Source organism: Pseudomonas sp. MT92, assembly GCF_058792515.1.
The window spans coordinates 243,568-259,935 of sequence record NZ_JBXAFA010000007.1; the positions used below are offsets into that span (position 1 = coordinate 243,568).

The window sequence follows — 16,368 nt, forward strand, 5'->3', positions numbered from 1 at the left end:
AACACTTCGGCATGAACATTTAAACTACTAACTCTAGACAGCCCCCACATCCATCTCTGGACTCAAGGTTCCTAGCCAAGCGACTAGGCACACTATGATTATTGCCACTGAGAACTCCAGAGCCATACTGCGCCGCAAAGCATTAACGGCACCAGTGTATTCTCCACTCTGGATCGATCGCTCTAAAAGAGGACTCAAGTGAAAACGGTTCATCGTGGCTAATACGAGCATCGCTGCAAATAGTAAAATTTTCAAACAAAGCAGTGAACCATAAGTGCTAAACACCACACCATCTAGTGTTGGGCCTACCACGAACAGATAATTCACTACGCCGGTAATACCTAGGCTAACTACGATCAATGCACCTGCTGACTCAAACCCGGTAAGCACTCTGGAGAGAATTCGCACCTCTTGTTCGCCATTGAGTATCTTCGTACGCAGCAATAAAGCGAATGCCGCCAGAGCCCCCAGCCAGCCTCCTGCCGCCAACAGGTGGAAGATGTCGCTGGCGAAATGTATGTAACGCCGATCGCCTTCATCCATAGCGCCATGCCCAGTCCAGGCGAGGGTGGCTAGTGCGACGGCACCGCACAAGGTAACCACCCACAGGCTGAGAGTCGGAAAGCGTTTGTTCAACGTCAAGCCTATCCCCGCTAGAATCAGGGCAGCTATTCGGATCATCCACATGAGCCCGACGTCGGTCCCCGTAAGCACCATTTCGAAGATATGGCGATGAAGCTCCATAAACTCGGAAACGCCACTCATTGCCTTGGCAAGTAACAACATGGCCGCGAGAGACAGAAGTATACCAACAACGACCGTGCCGAAAATTAGCGACTCAAAGTTCAAGACAGCGCCGGACACTCGCTCTTTTCCCCTGAGGCTGTACAAACCAAAAACGGCTAATCCAAACAGCAGCATGAGGTCCATATAAAGAACGAAGCGAACAGCAATGTTGATTGAGTCGCTCATGGATCATTTCACTTTAAAAACAAGGTTACCAGTAACGGGATGAGTGTCGGAAGAGACTGCACGCCATTCAACCTTATAAGTACCAGTGGTCAGAGGAGCAGCAGGCGTGATAACCATCATTTTGGGATCGTCACCACCTGAGACGCTAGCCTTAACCCCCATGGGCGAATTCGGCATGCCCGGCATGTCGGTCATGATTAGTTTGGCACCAGAGAATTGAGTCGTCAGGTTCTCAGAGAAGTGCAGCTCAATTTTTGAAGGTGCTGCGGAAGTCGAACCTTCCGAAGGAGTAGAAGAAACCAGTTTTGGATGCGCTTGTGCGACAGCACTCAAGAGTAACCCTGCGGTAAGTGCAACCATCACGGTGGTAGTTTTAAAAATTGACATGCAAGACTCCTCACAACATAAGCTGTAGGTTCGAGATTTGGCGGGGAAGATCTAGTTTTATACTTATTGGTCCGGCTAAAACCACATGCGACAACCAAACGTATGCCGAGTTATGGAACCAAAGTAATTGATCAAAGATTTTTGTGTCTATGACCTGAGTCACGATGCCACATCACGGCCGACCGGTCGATTACAATTCAGTAAGCTTGGTACCTGCTCTCTACCTCAGCATTGTGGCTACAATCGACTCTGACAGCCCCAACCGGGACAAACGGCAATGCCTGAGATGAGATATTTCGCGTTATCTGCCACCTCATCGGTTGGCTACAGTGAAGCCAATGCCACTAGACAGGTATCCATCGAAAGGCTCGTGGTTTGTCTCCAAACCGATGGAACTGGGATCGCAGTTATGGTGAGTGCCATGATGACAGCTTGAAAGCTATTCATTTTTTTGGGATAGGTAGCGAACGCAGAAGTCGATCAGGACCGGCTCCCTCTCTCCCAACCCGAGCAACTCTTCAGCTTGTTCGAGTCAGGAGAGCATGCGGCCTAGGGCGACATTGCCGCTCTTGTTCAAACCACCTTGAGCTGCCCCATCATGCCCATCGCTTCGTGCTCAAGGATATGGCAGTGAAACATGCGCAGGCCGGGCCAGCGTTGTACCGTTTTAATTCGTACGATTTCACTTGAGCGCAGGTTGACCGTGTCTTGCCAGGCACGGAAAGATACTGGCGTGGCTACTCCGTCAAATTCCCGCTCAACCACTTGGAACTGAGTGCCGTGCAGGTGGAAGGGATGGTCCATGTCAGAATGATTGACGATTTCCCATATCTCCACCTCGTTGACTCGGCTAACCAGATCGATACGTTGCATGTCGTATTCCTGGTCGTTGACCAGAAACTGCACGCTATGGCGACCATTGGCCATGCTCATTTTTTCGCTGAACACCACCTGTTTGCGTACCGCAGCCGCACCAAGGTCGGGCACTGAGCCGAGCTTAAGCGGCAGTGCTGCCTGCTCTCTGGCTGTGACCGTCGTAAAGTCAACCGTCAGCAGAGGTATGACGTGATCAGGCGCCACATCGCCCATTTTGCCGCGCGCGTAAATATTGGCGCTCAGCTCTGTACGGTCGCGACGGCTGCCTGCGTCTATTATCAGTTCGACCCGCTGGCCCGGTGCCAACAGGTATTCGGACAGCCCGGCCTGTGGAACTTCGAGCAGACCACCGTCGGTGCCGACCAATGTCAATGTGCTACCGGGCAGCGTGAGTTGCAGGTAGCGGGCACTACAGGCGTTCCAAATGCGCCAACGTTCACGACCTCCAGAGGCGAATGGCAATACGGGTTGTCGCTGGGCGTTGACCAAGGCGAACTGGCCTTCGCGGCCGTTCATCCAGTCGTTGGCTTCGTTCGGTGCGATGGAGGCGTAACGGTCGAGTTTGAGATCTGAGACCACCAGCAATCGCTCTGGTAACCCGGCCAGGGGGTCATGCCGCGACCTTACCAGCAGTGGGCCAGCCAAACCTCGGAACGCTTGTTCCGCCGTGTTTTGGTGAGGATGTGGGTGATACCAGTAGGTGCCGGCACTTCCCTCGGGCAAGTTGAAACTGTAAGTACGGCGTCCGCCTGGTGGTACCGGGTCATGCGGATTGCCATCTTGCTCTGGCGGTATCGGTAGGCCGTGCCAGTGGATGGTAGACGGCTGTTTGAGATTGTTGACGAAGGTGATCACCACCGTGTCGCCCTCAAACAGTTCGATCAGGGGGCCGGGCAGGCCGCCGTTATACGCCCAGAATTCGGTTGTGGGTTGTCCGGGGATAAAAGGTACCGCCAGCGGAGCAGCGGTCAGGGTCGCCTGAAAATGGCCAGGGATGCTGCTAGCGTTGGCAAGCTTGGGGATTTCGCGAAGTGTACTGCCAGCTGGTAGCGCCTCTGATGCCAGCAATGGCAATCCAAGAGGTGTTGACGTAGAGGTCATGGTTTCTGCCGACCACGCTTGCAACCAGGGGCCTGCCAGACCTGTCAACGCCAACCCTCCAAGGAAGGTACGCCGTTGCATCAGGTAAGCCTTCATTTGGACATCTGCATGTTCATCATGCTCGACTGCTGATCCATCATCTTCATCATCATGTCCATCATTCCCGTGCCGCCATTTTCTGAGCCAGACATGCCCATGTCTTTACAGCCCTTGCCTGCATGCATATCACGCATCATCGCCATGGAGCCCTTCATGGTCTGCATGCCCTCCTGCATCGCCGCTTGGCGCTCGGCTGGGGTCTTGGCGGCGGCCATCTTGTCTCGGGCGGCTTGCATCTTTTGCATTTGCTGTGTCATGGCTTGATTGTCGGCAGGCTGGGCCCGACTGCTTGTCTCGGCGGAGGGTGGCGTGGCGTCATCCGGATGATGAGCATCAGTGGCATTCGCGAGTAAGGCAGTGCTCGTGAGTAGAGCGACTAAAACCAGCTTCAGTGGTGCTTGCATAACGATCTCCAGAGGATAAGGGGAAAGCTCACGCGGGTGCATTGCGCCGAATCGGTAAGCATCCGAGGAATTTGGTAATGGTGGACACCGCAACCACACTCCAAAGGCAAACCGCGACTGCGCTTGCAAGTGATTAGGGCACTAGAACCTGGGGGACTTCAGTTAATTAGCCACCCTGCTAGTTGTAATAGTAGCGCTCGCCTTAATGAGGTCGTTGACATAGGTCAATCCCCCCCTGTCACTACTATTGGTCTTGCTAGATTTGGCCCTTGGGCTCAGTGTGGATTCGAGAAACGTCTCCAAATTTAGGCGCGTTTCAGCCCGGCACTAGGGAGTTCAATATGAAAGCCAGTAATCCCATTAGATGAAGTGCACCAGATCCTACCCTCATGAGCTTCAATGATTGACCGAGCGATCGAGAGCCCGAGCCCTGCGTTACTAGGGCTTCCTTCGCGACGCGCAGGATCCACACGGTAGAAGCGGTCAAATAGTTTCTCAAGGTGTTCGGGCTCAATGGTCTTCCCGGGGTTTTGTACCGTCACCATCGTCGAGGTATTTTTCTGGCGGATATCCACACGGATGGTTTGCCCCTCTGGCGTGTACCGTAGCGCATTCGAAAGCAAGTTCGAGATGGCTCTGCGCAGCATCAATACGTCACCCCGGACACTTCCTGCTCCTGAAACGCTAAGCTCAATGCTGCGCTCATCAGCCAACAGACGGTAGTACTCAAGCAGCTTCCCCACCTCCTCCTGTAGGTCTATCTGATTGTTCTCGGGCTTAAGCAATCTGTTATCGGACTTGGCCAGGAAAAGCATGTCATCGATCATGCGAGACATTCGCTTTAAATCATCTAGGTTCGAGTAGAGATTGTCTTCGTAGTCCTCGATATTCCTTTTTCTTGAGAGCACCACTTCAGTGTGGGTCATCAGATTACTAACGGGGGTCCGCAGTTCGTGAGCAATGTCTGCGGAGAAATTCGACAACCGCACAAAAGCATCATCCAGACGTGACAACATCGCATTGAACGACGACACCATCTGTTGAAGCTCCTTTGGAACAGACGCCAATGGGATGCGTTCTTTAAGTGATTTGGCAGACATGGATGCTGCGACCATGGTCACCTGACGGATAGGACGCATGCCGCTACGGGCAACCATCCACCCCAGCCCCGCACTGATGAGCGCACTGATCACCAGCCCAATCCAGAACCATCGCTGAAGCGTTTCAAAGAAAAACATGTGCTGAGTAACATCAAAGATCAAGATCACAGTCAGTGGTTTCTCCTGCCCGAAAACAACTGCTTGGGCGGTGACACCTCGGTAAATGTGCTCTTGGTCCTGCCACTCCCACATAGTGTTGCTTACCCGTGTGCGGAACTGCTCTGGGATATCAACAGGTCCTGGGCCAGAGAAAAATAGCTTTCCGTCGCTGTTCTGAATGATCGCGGTCAAATCACGGTGTGCCCCCAGCAAAGCCTCCAACTGCGGCTTTAGCTCACTGAATTGATCGACGTTGTGCAGCTCTCCCAAGATCCTTTGGGTCGAGTAGAGTTTTTCGTCCAGAGTCTGCTGATCCAGCATCTTGAAATGACGCTGACTGAGGTGATTAAAACTAACTCCAGCCACGGTAAGGACTACCGTCACCGAAAGCATGAACATCAAACTCAGGCGTGTTGTGAGGGATAGGCGGTTCATTCTGATTCCGAGTCTGGTGAGTCAAGCATGTAGCCCATACCGCGAGCGGTTTGAATGAGCTTGACCTCAAAGTCGTCATCAATTTTCGCCCTGAGCCTCCTCACTGCAACCTCAATTACGTTGGTATCGCTGTCGAAATTCATGTCCCAGACTTGCGAGGCAATGAGCGATTTTGATAGCACTTCGCCCCGACGACGGAGCAGCAATTCCAGCAACGCAAACTCCTTGGCCGTAAGTTCTATGCGTTTTCCTCCTCGAATCGCCCGGCGCTTGAGCAGATCAACCTCAAGATTGGCCAGTTTCATATGGGTTTGCGCAGGAGCGGTATTACCGCGACGCAACAGCGTTCTGACCCGAGCCAGCAACTCAGAAAATGCGAAGGGTTTGATCAGATAGTCATCGGCTCCGAGTTCAAGTCCCTTGACCCGATCTTCGACGCTGTCTCGTGCCGTCAGGAAAAGCACGGGGACATCTTTACCCGACTTACGCACCTTCTGAAGGACTTCCCACCCATCCATGCCAGGCATCATCACGTCCAGAATCAGCAGGTCGTATGCCTCGCTCAAGGCGTGCTGAAGGGCCTCAGTACCATCGGTGAATCGGTCAACATTGAACCCAGCCTCAGTCAGACCCTGTTGTACATAGATACCTAGTGTCGGCTCGTCTTCAGCAACCAGAAGTCTCATGGGAGGGTAGATCTCAAAGTGATGACGGACTGAGTTTGCAACGAATCGGTCCAGCCAACCAGAAACTGACAGAAAAGTAATTTAGGCTTCAGGTAAATGTCAGCAAGCGCTGTCTAAAGTCGAACATGGGCACTTACAAGCATTCATCAGGATTTCTATGGATCCGAGCAGCGTTCTGATCCGGCATTGCAACGAGACCATCGAAATCGTATCCAAAAGAACTAACCTGCCGGGTACTCACCGGTCTGAATGGTTGCTCCGCTTGATGTGAAGTAAGCGTGACTTGATCAAGATCACAGCTTTAAAGATAGCGTTGACTACGCTCAGTCTCAGACGTCACGGAAACCCGTGCCACCAAGACAGTGGGAGCTGCATCATGAACCCTCATCAGCATTCAGTTGAAAGCGCGAACCCTCCATTTTGGAGGAGCAAAATGGGTGTCGTACTCATCATGCTGGTCGCGATTGGCGCCTTCTACCTGGTTCGGGAACACTTCGGCCATGTTTCGCCTTATCTGCCCTATCTGATCCTTTTAATCTGCCCCTTGATGCATTTTTTTGGACACGGCCATGGGGACCATAGTGGACATGCCCACTCGGCAAAAACCAACAAAGATGAGAAAGGAAACTAGTCATGCCCAACGCCACAAGTCACCTAGTCCACCCCCATCCTGCGAAGGTCCTGGATGAAGGTCTACGCGATCCGGTGTGTGGCATGGCCGTTACCCCACCAATCAAGTTCAGCGAGATTTACCTGAGGCAGACATATCAGTTTTGCAGCCTGAAATGCCTAGAGAAATTTCGAGCAGAACCGCAGCGCTTTACCGCTCCACCGTTGAATACCGATCACTCCAGTAATACCTCAACGGCAGCTGAAACTCAGGAAGCTACTGAATACACCTGCCCTATGCATCCAGAGATACGTCGGCCTGGCCCCGGTACCTGCCCTAAATGCGGCATGACATTGGAACCGGTCATGCCAGTGCTGGAAGAGGAAGAAAACCCCGAGTTCAAGGATTTCACCCGTCGCTTTTGGTGGTCGTTGCCATTAACTGTGATCGTGACGGTACTCGCCATGGCGGGACACTCGTTGCAACTCTTCCATGGGGCTATCCAGAACTGGATCGAGCTTATCCTCGCAACCCCTGTAACCTTATGGGCTGGTTGGCCGTTTTTTGTGAGGGGCATCGATTCGATTCGTCATCGCAGCCCCAATATGTGGACCTTGATTGGCCTGGGCACAGCAGCTGCGTACCTTTACAGCGTCGTAGCCACGCTGTTTCCCCAGAGTTTTCCCATCACCTTCATCCAAGAGGGCCGTATCGGCGTCTACTTCGAAGCCGCAGCCGTGATCATCTCACTGACCTTGTTCGGTCAGATGCTTGAACTCAAAGCTCGATCAAAAACGTCTTTGGCTATTAAGTCTCTACTTGGCCTGTCTCCGAAAACCGCACGCAGGATCAATGCCGATGGCAAAGAGGAGGACATCCCCCTCACGCATGTGCACAAAGGTGATCATCTCCGGGTCAGACCGGGTGAAAAGGTTCCTGTCGATGGCTCAGTGCTGGAGGGCGAAAGCGCGGTCGATGAGTCGATGCTGACCGGCGAGCCGGTGCCTGTGATGAAAAGAAGCGGAGATAGCCTAATCGGCGCCACGCTCAATACCCATGGCAGCCTGGTGATGGAAGCGCAGAAAATTGGTGCTGAAACCATGCTGTCGCAAATCGTTCAGATGGTTGCCCGTGCCCAACGCTCTAAAGCGCCCATGCAGCGCATGGCCGACGTCGTCGCTGGTTACTTTGTGATGGGCGTAATAGCGATTGCCATACTGACTCTTTTGGGATGGGGACTGTTTGGCCCAGAGCCTGGCTGGGTCTTCGGCCTAATCAACGCTGTCGCTGTGCTTATCATTGCTTGCCCTTGCGCACTTGGGCTTGCGACACCAATGTCAATCATGGTGTCCACCGGTAAAGCGGCCAGCATGGGGGTCCTGTTCAGAGATGCTGGCGCCATCGAGAACCTTTGCAAGATCAACACGCTGATCGTGGATAAGACTGGAACCCTGACAGAGGGTCGTCCGATGTTTCACAGTTTGGAGGCCACGCAGAAGTTCGTCCCCAGTGATGTACTTCAACTGGCCGCTAGCCTTGATCAAGGCAGTGAGCATCCGCTGGCTCACGCCATTGTTGATCATGCCCTGGCTGAGAACCTGGTCCTAACCAAACCTGAGTCGTTCGAGTCCGGTTCTGGAATCGGGGTCAGTGGTATGGTCGATGGCAAGAAAATCCAGCTGGGCAATACCGCCTTGATGGAAGAGGCTGGTGTAAACATTAGTCCCCTCAAGAACCGAGCCGAGCAATTGCGCCTTGAAGGAATCAGCATCATCTACCTGGCTGTCGATGGAATACTGGCGGGGCTACTAGCGGTGTCAGACCCGATCAAGCCGACATCCAAGGAGGCTGTCACCAAACTCAAAGCCGGCAATATAAAGATCATCATGGCCACCGGAGATGGCCTCACCACGGCACGGGCTGTCGCCAAGGAAATGGGCATTGAAGAAGTGCACGGTGAGGTGAAACCCCAAGACAAAGAGCGTCTTGTCGCAGAACTTCAGCAATACGGTCGACGGGTTGCGATGGCTGGCGACGGTATCAATGATGCACCGGCCTTGGCTCGGGCAGATGTGGGCATCGCGATGGGGACAGGAACAGACGTCGCTATGAACAGCGCGCAGCTCACCTTGGTAAAAGGCGACTTGATGGGGATTCTTCGAGCGCGTGCCCTTTCTGTCGCGACGGTAAAAAACATGCGGCAGAACTTGGGTTTCGCCTTTATCTACAACGCAATGGGTATCCCGCTCGCAGCAGGTCTCCTGTATCCGCTGACAGGACATCTCCTATCGCCGATGATCGCGGCCATTGCCATGAGCGTTAGCTCCGCATCCGTCGTGTTCAATGCATTGAGGCTGAGGAGCACCCGTATAGAGTGAGGCCTCGACACCATTCAAGCCCGGGTTCAGACAACCCTTGACCTTACTACCGTGTCAACGTTGATGCTGTGGTTGCGGCTAAATGGGGCTGCTCAACACGAGAGGAATACCTATGTTCGTCTTAGAAGTGTCAGGCATTGGTTGCGGAGGCTGCGTCAGTAAAATCACCAAAGCCATTCAATCGCTAGATAACCAGGCAACCGTTTCTGTGGATCGTGCCGCCGGGAAGGTCAACGTCGAAAGCAACGAAAGCCCAGAGCGCGTGCGTTCAATTATTGAAGCACTTGGCTTCCCTTCCAAAATCGGCATCTGAGATGCCCCAGTCTACCTGCGCGATCACGTTTCCTATGCACACTTTTTAGTGTTCATTCAGATACGAGCGCGTAGCGAAGATGGCTTGATCTAAGTTTGATCAACTAGTTTTTTGTGGAAAACTAAATATTACCAAGGCGGGATGCCTACTCCGAGTGCAAACAGGAAATTATTCCAGAAGGAAATCACAACACCTGACACAACTGTAATACTCACTTAAGGCTCCTGACAGGAAGAGAGTTTTAAGATTGCGTCGCGTCTTAAACTCTGCCCCACGAACTACGTCTTGATGTAGGTTCAACGGGGGTAACCAAATCTCATCCGAGGATACCCAAATGAAATCCATGAAAGCCCTGTTTGTCATCGCAGCCTTGACCGTTTCTTCTCTGGCGATGGCCGAAGGCGGCAGTGATCGCGTATTCGCACGCATGGAAGCGGCCAGACAGAACTCAATGGAAGCGTACCAGGTAGTCCAAAAGCAAGGCACTCAAACCCCGATCGCAGAGAGCAAAGCCAAAGGGGGCGATCACACCAATTGCTGAATAGCTTGGCGCCCTCTCAAGCTGACAGAAATGTAATCACTGCGATGGTCCAAATGTGGCAACTTCTGAGTTCGCTTGCCGTAAAAATTCGTCTCTAGCGACGGCGGGCGAAGCTCATCCGGGCCCACTTCGAACTCCCGAGAGAGTGCCTTCAACCTGTATGAGCAACTCACTGGTTGTTTCGCACAGCTTCCCTTTTGATTGATTGGACATAAACGGCATGCACTCCAAAACCTCTAGGCGGACATTCGTCAAAGGCCTGGCCGCTGGTGGCATTCTTGGCGGCCTTGGTCTGTGGCGCACCCCTGTATGGGCAGTGACCAGTCCTGGTCTGCCGAGCGTATTGACTGGCAACGAGTTTGATTTGTTTATTGGTGAAACCCCGGTAAACATCACCGGTTCGCCGCGCACAGCCATGACCATCAACGGTACTCTGCCGGGGCCTCTGCTGCGCTGGCGCGAAGGGGAAACGGTCACGCTGCGGGTAAAAAACCGCTTGGACCAAGACACCTCGATCCATTGGCACGGGATCATCCTGCCGGCCAACATGGACGGCGTACCTGGTTTGAGTTTCCATGGCATCGCCCCCGATGGCATGTACGAGTACACATTCAAGGTTCATCAGAACGGTACGTACTGGTACCACAGCCACTCGGGTTTTCAGGAACAGGTAGGCGTTTACGGTCCAATCGTGATCGACTCGAAAGAGCCTGAGCCTTTTCAATACAACCGCGATTACGTGGTGATGCTGACCGACTGGACCGATGAAGATCCTAGTCGCGTCATGGCCAAGCTCAAGAAACAATCGGACTACTACAACCACCACAAACGGACTGTTGGCGACTTCATCGACGATGTCAGCAAGCAAGGTTGGTCCGCAGCCGTGGCCGATCGGAAGATGTGGGCCGAAATGAAAATGAACCCCACCGATCTCGCAGACGTCAGTGGGGATACTTACACCTATCTCATGAATGGCCAGGCCCCTAACGGTAACTGGACCGGGATTTTCAAACCGGGTGAGAAGCTGCGCCTGCGCTTTATCAACGGCTCGGGCATGAGCTACTTCGACGTCCGTATCCCAGGCCTGAAAATGACTGTTGTGGCCGCTGACGGCCAGCACGTCAACCCGGTCAGCGTCGATGAATTCCGCATCGCCGTGGCAGAAACCTATGACGTGATCGTGGAGCCTACTAGCCAAGAGGCTTACACCATCTTCGCCCAATCCATGGATCGAACCGGTTATGCACGCGGAACCCTGGCAGTACGCGAAGGGTTGAAGGCGCCGGTACCGGCGATCGATCCCCGCCCTCTTTTGACCATGGATGACATGGGGATGGGCGGTATGGACCATGGCAGCATGGCAGGCATGGGCGGCGGCGATATAAAGCAAGGTGACATGTCCGGCATGGCCGGAATGGATCACAGCAAAATGACCGGCATGGATCAAGGTGATATGACCGGCATGACCGCTATGGGCCAAGGTGACACGTCCAACATGACCGGCATGGATCACAGCAAGATGACCGGCATGGACAAGGGCGACATGTCCAACATGGCCGGCATGGATCACAGCAAGATGGCTGGGATGGATCATGGCGATATGTCGGGAATGGCTGGCATGAGCGGCATGGGTGATATGCAGTCTCACCCAGCTTCCGAAACCAATAATCCCCTGGTCGATATGCAGGCCATGAGCACTGCTCCAAAACTCAACGACCCGGGTATTGGCTTACGCAACAATGGCCGTCGCGTGCTCACATATTCTGACCTGAAAAGTACTTTCCAGGATCCTGATGGCCGAGAACCCAATCGCACCATTGAGCTGCACCTGACCGGTCATATGGAGAAGTTCTCGTGGTCGTTCAACGGTATCAAATTCTCTGACGCCGAGCCGTTGCGCCTCAAATATGGCGAGCGTCTGCGCATCACGCTGGTGAACGACACCATGATGACCCACCCCATCCACCTCCATGGCATGTGGAGTGACCTTGAGGATGAGAACGGTAAATTCATGGTGCGCAAACACACGATCGACATGCCGCCCGGAACCAAACGCAGCTATAGAGTCACCGCCGATGCTTTGGGTCGCTGGGCCTATCACTGCCACCTGCTGTTCCATATGGAGATGGGCATGTTCCGTGAAGTACGGGTAGATGAGTAAAGGAGACGGGTTATGAGCACTTACCTAAATCGTAAACCGCTGATGGGCGAGTCCAAACCTGATCACGGGGTAATGGATCACAATAAGATGAGCCATGAGTCGATGGATCATGACCAAAAAACCAAAAAGGCAGCTTGAGATCATGACCAGTAAGCTTTTACGCCCAGCCTTGATTGCACTGGCAGTCTCCGTCAGTCCTGCTTTCGTTACCGTAGCCAACGCAGCTGAAGAGATAGATCACGGTTCGATGGAAACCATGGACCATAGCAAGATGGGAGTCATGGATCACAGCAAGATGAACATTGACCAAGGCCAAATGGACGGCATGGAGAGCATGGACCACAGCAATATGAGTATGGATTCAGGAGCGACCACCACGAGTCGTACCCCAATTCCGGTACTGACCGATGCTGATCGTGCAGCCGCCTTTCCCCCGGTGACTGGTCATGGAGTCCATGACAAAAAACTCAACTCCTTCGTCCTGCTCGATAAGTTCGAATACCAGGACGCCGATAACGGCAGCGCACTGAGCTGGGATGCAAAGGGATGGATCGGTGGGGACGTTGATCGTTTGTGGCTGCGTTCGGAAGGTGAACGTACCAACGGTGTAACCGAGAGCGCCGAACTCCAAGCGCTTTGGGGGCATTCGATCGGTCCGTGGTGGGATGTCGTCACCGGTATACGCCAAGACTTCAAACCCGGCTCACCACAGACTTGGGGGGCTCTTGGCATTCAGGGGATGGCCCTCTACAACTTCGAAACCGAAGCGACTGCTTACATCGGCGAGAACGGCCAGACCGCCGCTCGGTTCGAGGGTGACTACGACATCCTGCTCACCAATCGCCTGATCTTGCAGCCGACCGCTGAAGCGAATCTCTACGGGAAAAACGATCCTCAGCGCGGCATTGGCTCGGGCTTGGCGAATACCGAAGTGGGCTTGCGGTTGCGCTATGAAATTGTCCGCGAATTTGCCCCCTATATCGGGGTGACCTGGAATCGCTCCTATGGCAAGACCGCCGACCTGGCCGAAGACGAAGGACAAAAAACCAACGAGGCTCGATTTGTAGCCGGTATTCGGATGTGGTTCTGAGGCATTTGCCTGAACAACACCATCAACATCACGCACGCCCATACAGTAATTCTGTTGCTTCGCCGAAGGTTCACACCGCTGCCGAGGCCAAGGAAAATATCCATGCAAAGTAACTTCCGCCTGCGAACATTACGTATCGCGACATTCGCGGCACTGTTCATTGGTTCAACTGCTCACGCAGCTCAGACCATGACCATCGATGTTCATCGAGATGCAAACTGCGGGTGCTGCAAGAAGTGGATTCAGCACCTTGAGGCCAACGGTTTCACCGTCGTTGACCATGTAGAAACCAACATGAGCGCAGTCAAACAGGACCTTGGTGTCGTTCCACGACTCTCGTCCTGTCACACCGCTGTGATTAACGGGAGGTTTGTTGAGGGCCACGTACCTGCTGAGCAAATAATTGCGATGAGCAAACGCGATGACCTTCTCGGGATCGCTGCACCGGGCATGCCGGCAGGCTCGCCAGGGATGGAAGTCAATGGAAAGCACGACGCTTATCAGGTTATCGGTCTGACCAAAGCGGGCACCGATCAGGTCATCGCTGAGTACCCGAAAAACTAATTTTCAGCCCTTCCTGAATACTTGCATGGTCACCGCCCATGACCATGCAAGTAATGTGTACTTTCTTCCGTGTACAAAACCTAACCTACGCGCTCCGTTCACACCAGATGCACCACCTTGCAAGTGCGTAGATGGCTTAAGCCCCACCACTCAAGAGTAAGACTGCCAGCACGGAAATACGAAATTTTCCAGCATGGAACCATCCAGAAGTGACGGCTATTTCCCGAAACCTAAATTTCATCGTGTTGATGCTCAAGCACCAATAAACACTTCAGAGTTCGGCTGGAACATAGTCAGCGGGTTATTTGCAACAACATCCTCTCCCGTTACCGCAGCCATCAAATTTCGACTCAACCGGTGTGGCTGCTATTGCGAGTTGCGCTGGATAACCTGCGTTTTGTAGTGCCGTCAATAGTGCCAATGGATCTGGCGAACCGTTAACACGGACATAACCAGATTGCAGATCAACCTCAATCTCGCCTACACCCGCGACCGTCTGTAACGCATCGTTTACATGTTTTACGCAGGAGCCGCAGCTCATGCCTTGGACGTTCAGTTCGGTGGCTCTCATGGTGAACTCCTCACAAGTGACCAGACTTTCTGGCCTTGACGCCATCATCAACATTAACCTTATGTCAAGGTCAAGCAATTCATTCCACACCAGACGATATGCACCCGACGTAGCGGTAGAGTATCGATGCCAGTGCCGAACTCAGCCAACAACCTGGGACGATTCAAGGCGAGCCTCGATCATCGAGCCATCCATTAGTTTGATCTGGGTCAATCTCTCCACTGCTTTGCTAGCTAGACTGAAAATCAGTACGACGTAATAAGTCGAGGTTGTACTTTATGTACTGGTTCCGCCGTAACCGCCGAAGCCTATTGCACCTTACCCTCGTGGTGTGGGTGTTAGCTGTGGCCGTGATGGCATTCCAGGGTTGTTTGGTGCAACCGAATCACAATTTAGCCGCGCCACACACTGCCGAGCAGTATGTGGTGGATGGTCATGCTCTCCACACCAGTGGTTGCCTTCAAAACTGTGAGGACACCGCCACGGCGATAAAACCTGCGTCGCAGACCTCAGCATTAGATCCCATCCAGTGGGCCGTCCTTTTGCTGTTAACTGCGGCGGTAATAATGGTGCTTAATCCCGAGGAAAAATCCTCCTTCGCTGCTCTTGCACTGAAGCGCCCCGCACCGCCGAGGCTACCAGTCCGCCTGACTTTCGTTCGCTCTAACGATTAACCCCTACTCCTGAGTGGTCGGGCACTGGTTGCCCTGTCTTGCTGCGTCGCTTTTTCGCGACTCAATTAATCCTGCTTATCCCCTCAGATCTCAGGAGTTCTCATGCAAACGCACTCCAGATTCGTTCTAGCTAGCATCTTGGCTAGCAACGCACTCATGGCCTCTGCCGAGGACGCGCATCACCCAGCCGGCGCAAAAGGCGACCACGGCGACCACGGCGACCATCAGCAAAGGACGAACAGCAAACACCGGCAAGTGAGGAGCACCAACCATGAACCATACTGAATCGGCCTACGGTCTCTGGTCGCTGGTCATCTTCAACTCATTGGTGTTTATCTTGTTCGCTTTCAGCTTCACCCGGCCTAAGACCAGCCGCGATTGGCGCTCCTTTGGCATGTTCTCGGCATTCCTGCTGGCTCTGTTTACCGAGATGTACGGTTTCCCGCTGACTATCTACCTGTTGATGCCCTGGCTCACTCGTAACTTCCCTGGCATCGACTTCCTCTCGCACGACGCAGGGCATTTGCTCGAAACAGTTATGGGCTGGAAGGTCAATCCGCACTGGGGCCCATTCCACATTATCAGCAACCTGTTGATCGCCGGGGGGTTCTGGTTATTAGCGGCCGCCTGGCGTGTGCTCTACAAGGCCCAAAGTACTGGGCAACTAGCGCTAGATGGGCCCTATGCGCGGATCCGTCACCCGCAATACGTTGGCTTCGTGCTGATCATGTTCGGCTTTCTGTTGCAGTGGCCGACATTGATCACCTTGGTGATGTTCCCAATCCTCCTGTTGGTCTACGCCAAGCTGGCGAAGCGGGAAGAACAGGAGATGCTTGCGCACTTCGGCGATGCCTACCGCGCTTACTGCGAGCAGACTCCGGCGTTCCTGCCCTGGTCGGTCCCCCGCAGTCCCAGCACCCCTACTGGCGCCCCTCCTACCTCGGGAAAACAGTCATGAATGCGCCCTGGAAAACCGGCATTTCTCTGGCCCTGACCATGGCCATTTCCTACACCATCTGTGCGCTGCTCTATGCCCTATGGCCGGCGCAGGGTATCGCCTTTCTCAGCGCCTTGTTCCATGGACTCGACTTCGGTCGTCTTCAGGCTCCCCAAGACTACAGTGTGGCGACTTTCGTAGGGCCACTGCTGGTCTTGAGTGTATGGGGCGCGATGGTCGGCACCTTGTTTGCCTGGCTATCCGGCAAGCTCCATGGCAAGTCTTGGTAGCCGCTTCAAGCAGGAGGCAG

17 protein-coding genes are annotated in these 16,368 nt (G+C 53.6%); 10 read left to right on the top strand and 7 right to left on the bottom strand.

Annotated elements, in window-relative coordinates; all coding sequences use genetic code 11:
* Positions 1-33 precede the first annotated feature (33 nt).
* The 6 genes from copD to AC1Q6D_RS15575 form a co-directional block, all read right to left on the bottom strand.
* Complete coding sequence (gene copD / locus AC1Q6D_RS15550) at positions 34-972, bottom strand: copper homeostasis membrane protein CopD (RefSeq protein ID WP_103406420.1); 939 nt, start codon at positions 970-972, stop codon at positions 34-36.
* A 3-nt stretch (positions 973-975) separates the two neighbouring features.
* Positions 976-1,359, bottom strand: coding sequence for a copper homeostasis periplasmic binding protein CopC (gene copC / locus AC1Q6D_RS15555; protein WP_103406419.1), 384 nt, complete (start codon positions 1,357-1,359; stop codon positions 976-978).
* Positions 1,360-1,932: 573 nt separating this feature from the next.
* Positions 1,933-3,432: a multicopper oxidase family protein gene (locus tag AC1Q6D_RS15560; RefSeq protein WP_207291604.1), complete on the bottom strand. Its 1,500-nt coding sequence runs from the start codon at positions 3,430-3,432 to the stop codon at positions 1,933-1,935.
* Positions 3,429-3,839 (bottom strand): hypothetical protein, encoded by a 411-nt coding sequence (locus tag AC1Q6D_RS15565; RefSeq protein ID WP_103406418.1) that lies wholly within the window; start codon positions 3,837-3,839, stop codon positions 3,429-3,431. The genes AC1Q6D_RS15560 and AC1Q6D_RS15565 overlap by 4 nt, the downstream gene beginning before the upstream one ends.
* Positions 3,840-4,144: 305 nt before the next feature.
* Entirely contained in the window at positions 4,145-5,533 is a 1,389-nt protein-coding gene (locus AC1Q6D_RS15570; protein ID WP_103406417.1) for a heavy metal sensor histidine kinase, read from the bottom strand.
* Positions 5,530-6,219 carry a heavy metal response regulator transcription factor gene (locus AC1Q6D_RS15575; RefSeq protein WP_103406416.1) on the bottom strand — a complete coding sequence of 230 codons (690 nt, stop codon included), beginning with the start codon at positions 6,217-6,219 and terminating at the stop codon, positions 5,530-5,532. The genes AC1Q6D_RS15570 and AC1Q6D_RS15575 overlap by 4 nt, the downstream gene beginning before the upstream one ends.
* Positions 6,220-6,595: 376 nt before the next feature.
* Here AC1Q6D_RS15575 and AC1Q6D_RS15580 point away from each other — a divergent pair, with 376 nt between their 5' ends.
* The 8 genes from AC1Q6D_RS15580 (at position 6,596) to AC1Q6D_RS15615 (ending at position 13,876) form a co-directional block, all read left to right on the top strand.
* Positions 6,596-6,850: a DUF2933 domain-containing protein gene (locus AC1Q6D_RS15580; RefSeq protein ID WP_146041532.1), complete on the top strand. Its 255-nt coding sequence runs from the start codon at positions 6,596-6,598 to the stop codon at positions 6,848-6,850.
* Positions 6,851-6,852: 2 nt separating this feature from the next.
* Positions 6,853-9,207 (top strand): heavy metal translocating P-type ATPase, encoded by a 2,355-nt coding sequence (locus tag AC1Q6D_RS15585; protein ID WP_103406414.1) that lies wholly within the window; start codon positions 6,853-6,855, stop codon positions 9,205-9,207.
* Between the two features lie 112 nt (positions 9,208-9,319).
* Positions 9,320-9,520 carry a heavy-metal-associated domain-containing protein gene (locus tag AC1Q6D_RS15590; RefSeq protein ID WP_103406413.1) on the top strand — a complete coding sequence of 67 codons (201 nt, stop codon included), beginning with the start codon at positions 9,320-9,322 and terminating at the stop codon, positions 9,518-9,520.
* 334 nt (positions 9,521-9,854) lie between these two features.
* Complete coding sequence (locus tag AC1Q6D_RS15595; protein WP_103406412.1) at positions 9,855-10,061, top strand: co-regulatory protein PtrA N-terminal domain-containing protein; 207 nt, start codon at positions 9,855-9,857, stop codon at positions 10,059-10,061.
* Positions 10,062-10,281: 220 nt separating this feature from the next.
* Positions 10,282-12,222, top strand: coding sequence for a copper resistance system multicopper oxidase (locus tag AC1Q6D_RS15600; protein WP_103406411.1), 1,941 nt, complete (start codon positions 10,282-10,284; stop codon positions 12,220-12,222).
* A 12-nt stretch (positions 12,223-12,234) separates the two neighbouring features.
* A complete protein-coding gene (locus AC1Q6D_RS15605) occupies positions 12,235-12,360 on the top strand; it encodes a hypothetical protein (protein ID WP_256590391.1) in 126 nt (41 codons plus the stop codon).
* Positions 12,332-13,312, top strand: coding sequence for a copper resistance protein B (locus AC1Q6D_RS15610; protein WP_103406410.1), 981 nt, complete (start codon positions 12,332-12,334; stop codon positions 13,310-13,312). Before AC1Q6D_RS15605 ends, AC1Q6D_RS15610 begins: the two co-directional genes overlap by 29 nt.
* Before the next feature lie 102 nt (positions 13,313-13,414).
* Complete coding sequence (locus AC1Q6D_RS15615) at positions 13,415-13,876, top strand: DUF411 domain-containing protein (RefSeq protein WP_103406409.1); 462 nt, start codon at positions 13,415-13,417, stop codon at positions 13,874-13,876.
* A 301-nt stretch (positions 13,877-14,177) separates the two neighbouring features.
* Here the strand turns inward: AC1Q6D_RS15615 and AC1Q6D_RS15620 are convergent, their stop codons facing one another.
* Positions 14,178-14,447, bottom strand: a complete 270-nt coding sequence (locus AC1Q6D_RS15620; RefSeq protein WP_103406438.1) for a heavy-metal-associated domain-containing protein — start codon at positions 14,445-14,447, stop codon at positions 14,178-14,180.
* Positions 14,448-15,392: 945 nt separating this feature from the next.
* Between AC1Q6D_RS15620 and AC1Q6D_RS15625 the strand changes: the two genes are divergently transcribed.
* A complete protein-coding gene (locus AC1Q6D_RS15625) occupies positions 15,393-16,079 on the top strand; it encodes a methyltransferase family protein (protein ID WP_103406406.1) in 687 nt (228 codons plus the stop codon).
* Complete coding sequence (locus AC1Q6D_RS15630; protein WP_103406405.1) at positions 16,076-16,348, top strand: DUF5676 family membrane protein; 273 nt, start codon at positions 16,076-16,078, stop codon at positions 16,346-16,348. Before AC1Q6D_RS15625 ends, AC1Q6D_RS15630 begins: the two co-directional genes overlap by 4 nt.
* Positions 16,349-16,368 lie beyond the last annotated feature (20 nt).

Bases quoted from the DNA above. Each gene is read 5' to 3' on its own strand.
- copD (WP_103406420.1), bottom strand. From the start codon at position 972: ATGAGCGACTCAATCAACATTGCTGTTCGCTTCGTTCTTTATATGGAC.
- copC (WP_103406419.1), bottom strand. From the start codon at position 1,359: ATGTCAATTTTTAAAACTACCACCGTGATGGTTGCACTTACCGCAGGG.
- AC1Q6D_RS15560 (WP_207291604.1), bottom strand. From the start codon at position 3,432: ATGAAGGCTTACCTGATGCAACGGCGTACCTTCCTTGGAGGGTTGGCG.
- AC1Q6D_RS15565 (WP_103406418.1), bottom strand. From the start codon at position 3,839: ATGCAAGCACCACTGAAGCTGGTTTTAGTCGCTCTACTCACGAGCACT.
- AC1Q6D_RS15570 (WP_103406417.1), bottom strand. From the start codon at position 5,533: ATGAACCGCCTATCCCTCACAACACGCCTGAGTTTGATGTTCATGCTT.
- AC1Q6D_RS15575 (WP_103406416.1), bottom strand. From the start codon at position 6,219: ATGAGACTTCTGGTTGCTGAAGACGAGCCGACACTAGGTATCTATGTA.
- AC1Q6D_RS15580 (WP_146041532.1), top strand. From the start codon at position 6,596: ATGAACCCTCATCAGCATTCAGTTGAAAGCGCGAACCCTCCATTTTGG.
- AC1Q6D_RS15585 (WP_103406414.1), top strand. From the start codon at position 6,853: ATGCCCAACGCCACAAGTCACCTAGTCCACCCCCATCCTGCGAAGGTC.
- AC1Q6D_RS15590 (WP_103406413.1), top strand. From the start codon at position 9,320: ATGTTCGTCTTAGAAGTGTCAGGCATTGGTTGCGGAGGCTGCGTCAGT.
- AC1Q6D_RS15595 (WP_103406412.1), top strand. From the start codon at position 9,855: ATGAAATCCATGAAAGCCCTGTTTGTCATCGCAGCCTTGACCGTTTCT.
- AC1Q6D_RS15600 (WP_103406411.1), top strand. From the start codon at position 10,282: ATGCACTCCAAAACCTCTAGGCGGACATTCGTCAAAGGCCTGGCCGCT.
- AC1Q6D_RS15605 (WP_256590391.1), top strand. From the start codon at position 12,235: ATGAGCACTTACCTAAATCGTAAACCGCTGATGGGCGAGTCCAAACCT.
- AC1Q6D_RS15610 (WP_103406410.1), top strand. From the start codon at position 12,332: ATGACCAAAAAACCAAAAAGGCAGCTTGAGATCATGACCAGTAAGCTT.
- AC1Q6D_RS15615 (WP_103406409.1), top strand. From the start codon at position 13,415: ATGCAAAGTAACTTCCGCCTGCGAACATTACGTATCGCGACATTCGCG.
- AC1Q6D_RS15620 (WP_103406438.1), bottom strand. From the start codon at position 14,447: ATGAGAGCCACCGAACTGAACGTCCAAGGCATGAGCTGCGGCTCCTGC.
- AC1Q6D_RS15625 (WP_103406406.1), top strand. From the start codon at position 15,393: ATGAACCATACTGAATCGGCCTACGGTCTCTGGTCGCTGGTCATCTTC.
- AC1Q6D_RS15630 (WP_103406405.1), top strand. From the start codon at position 16,076: ATGAATGCGCCCTGGAAAACCGGCATTTCTCTGGCCCTGACCATGGCC.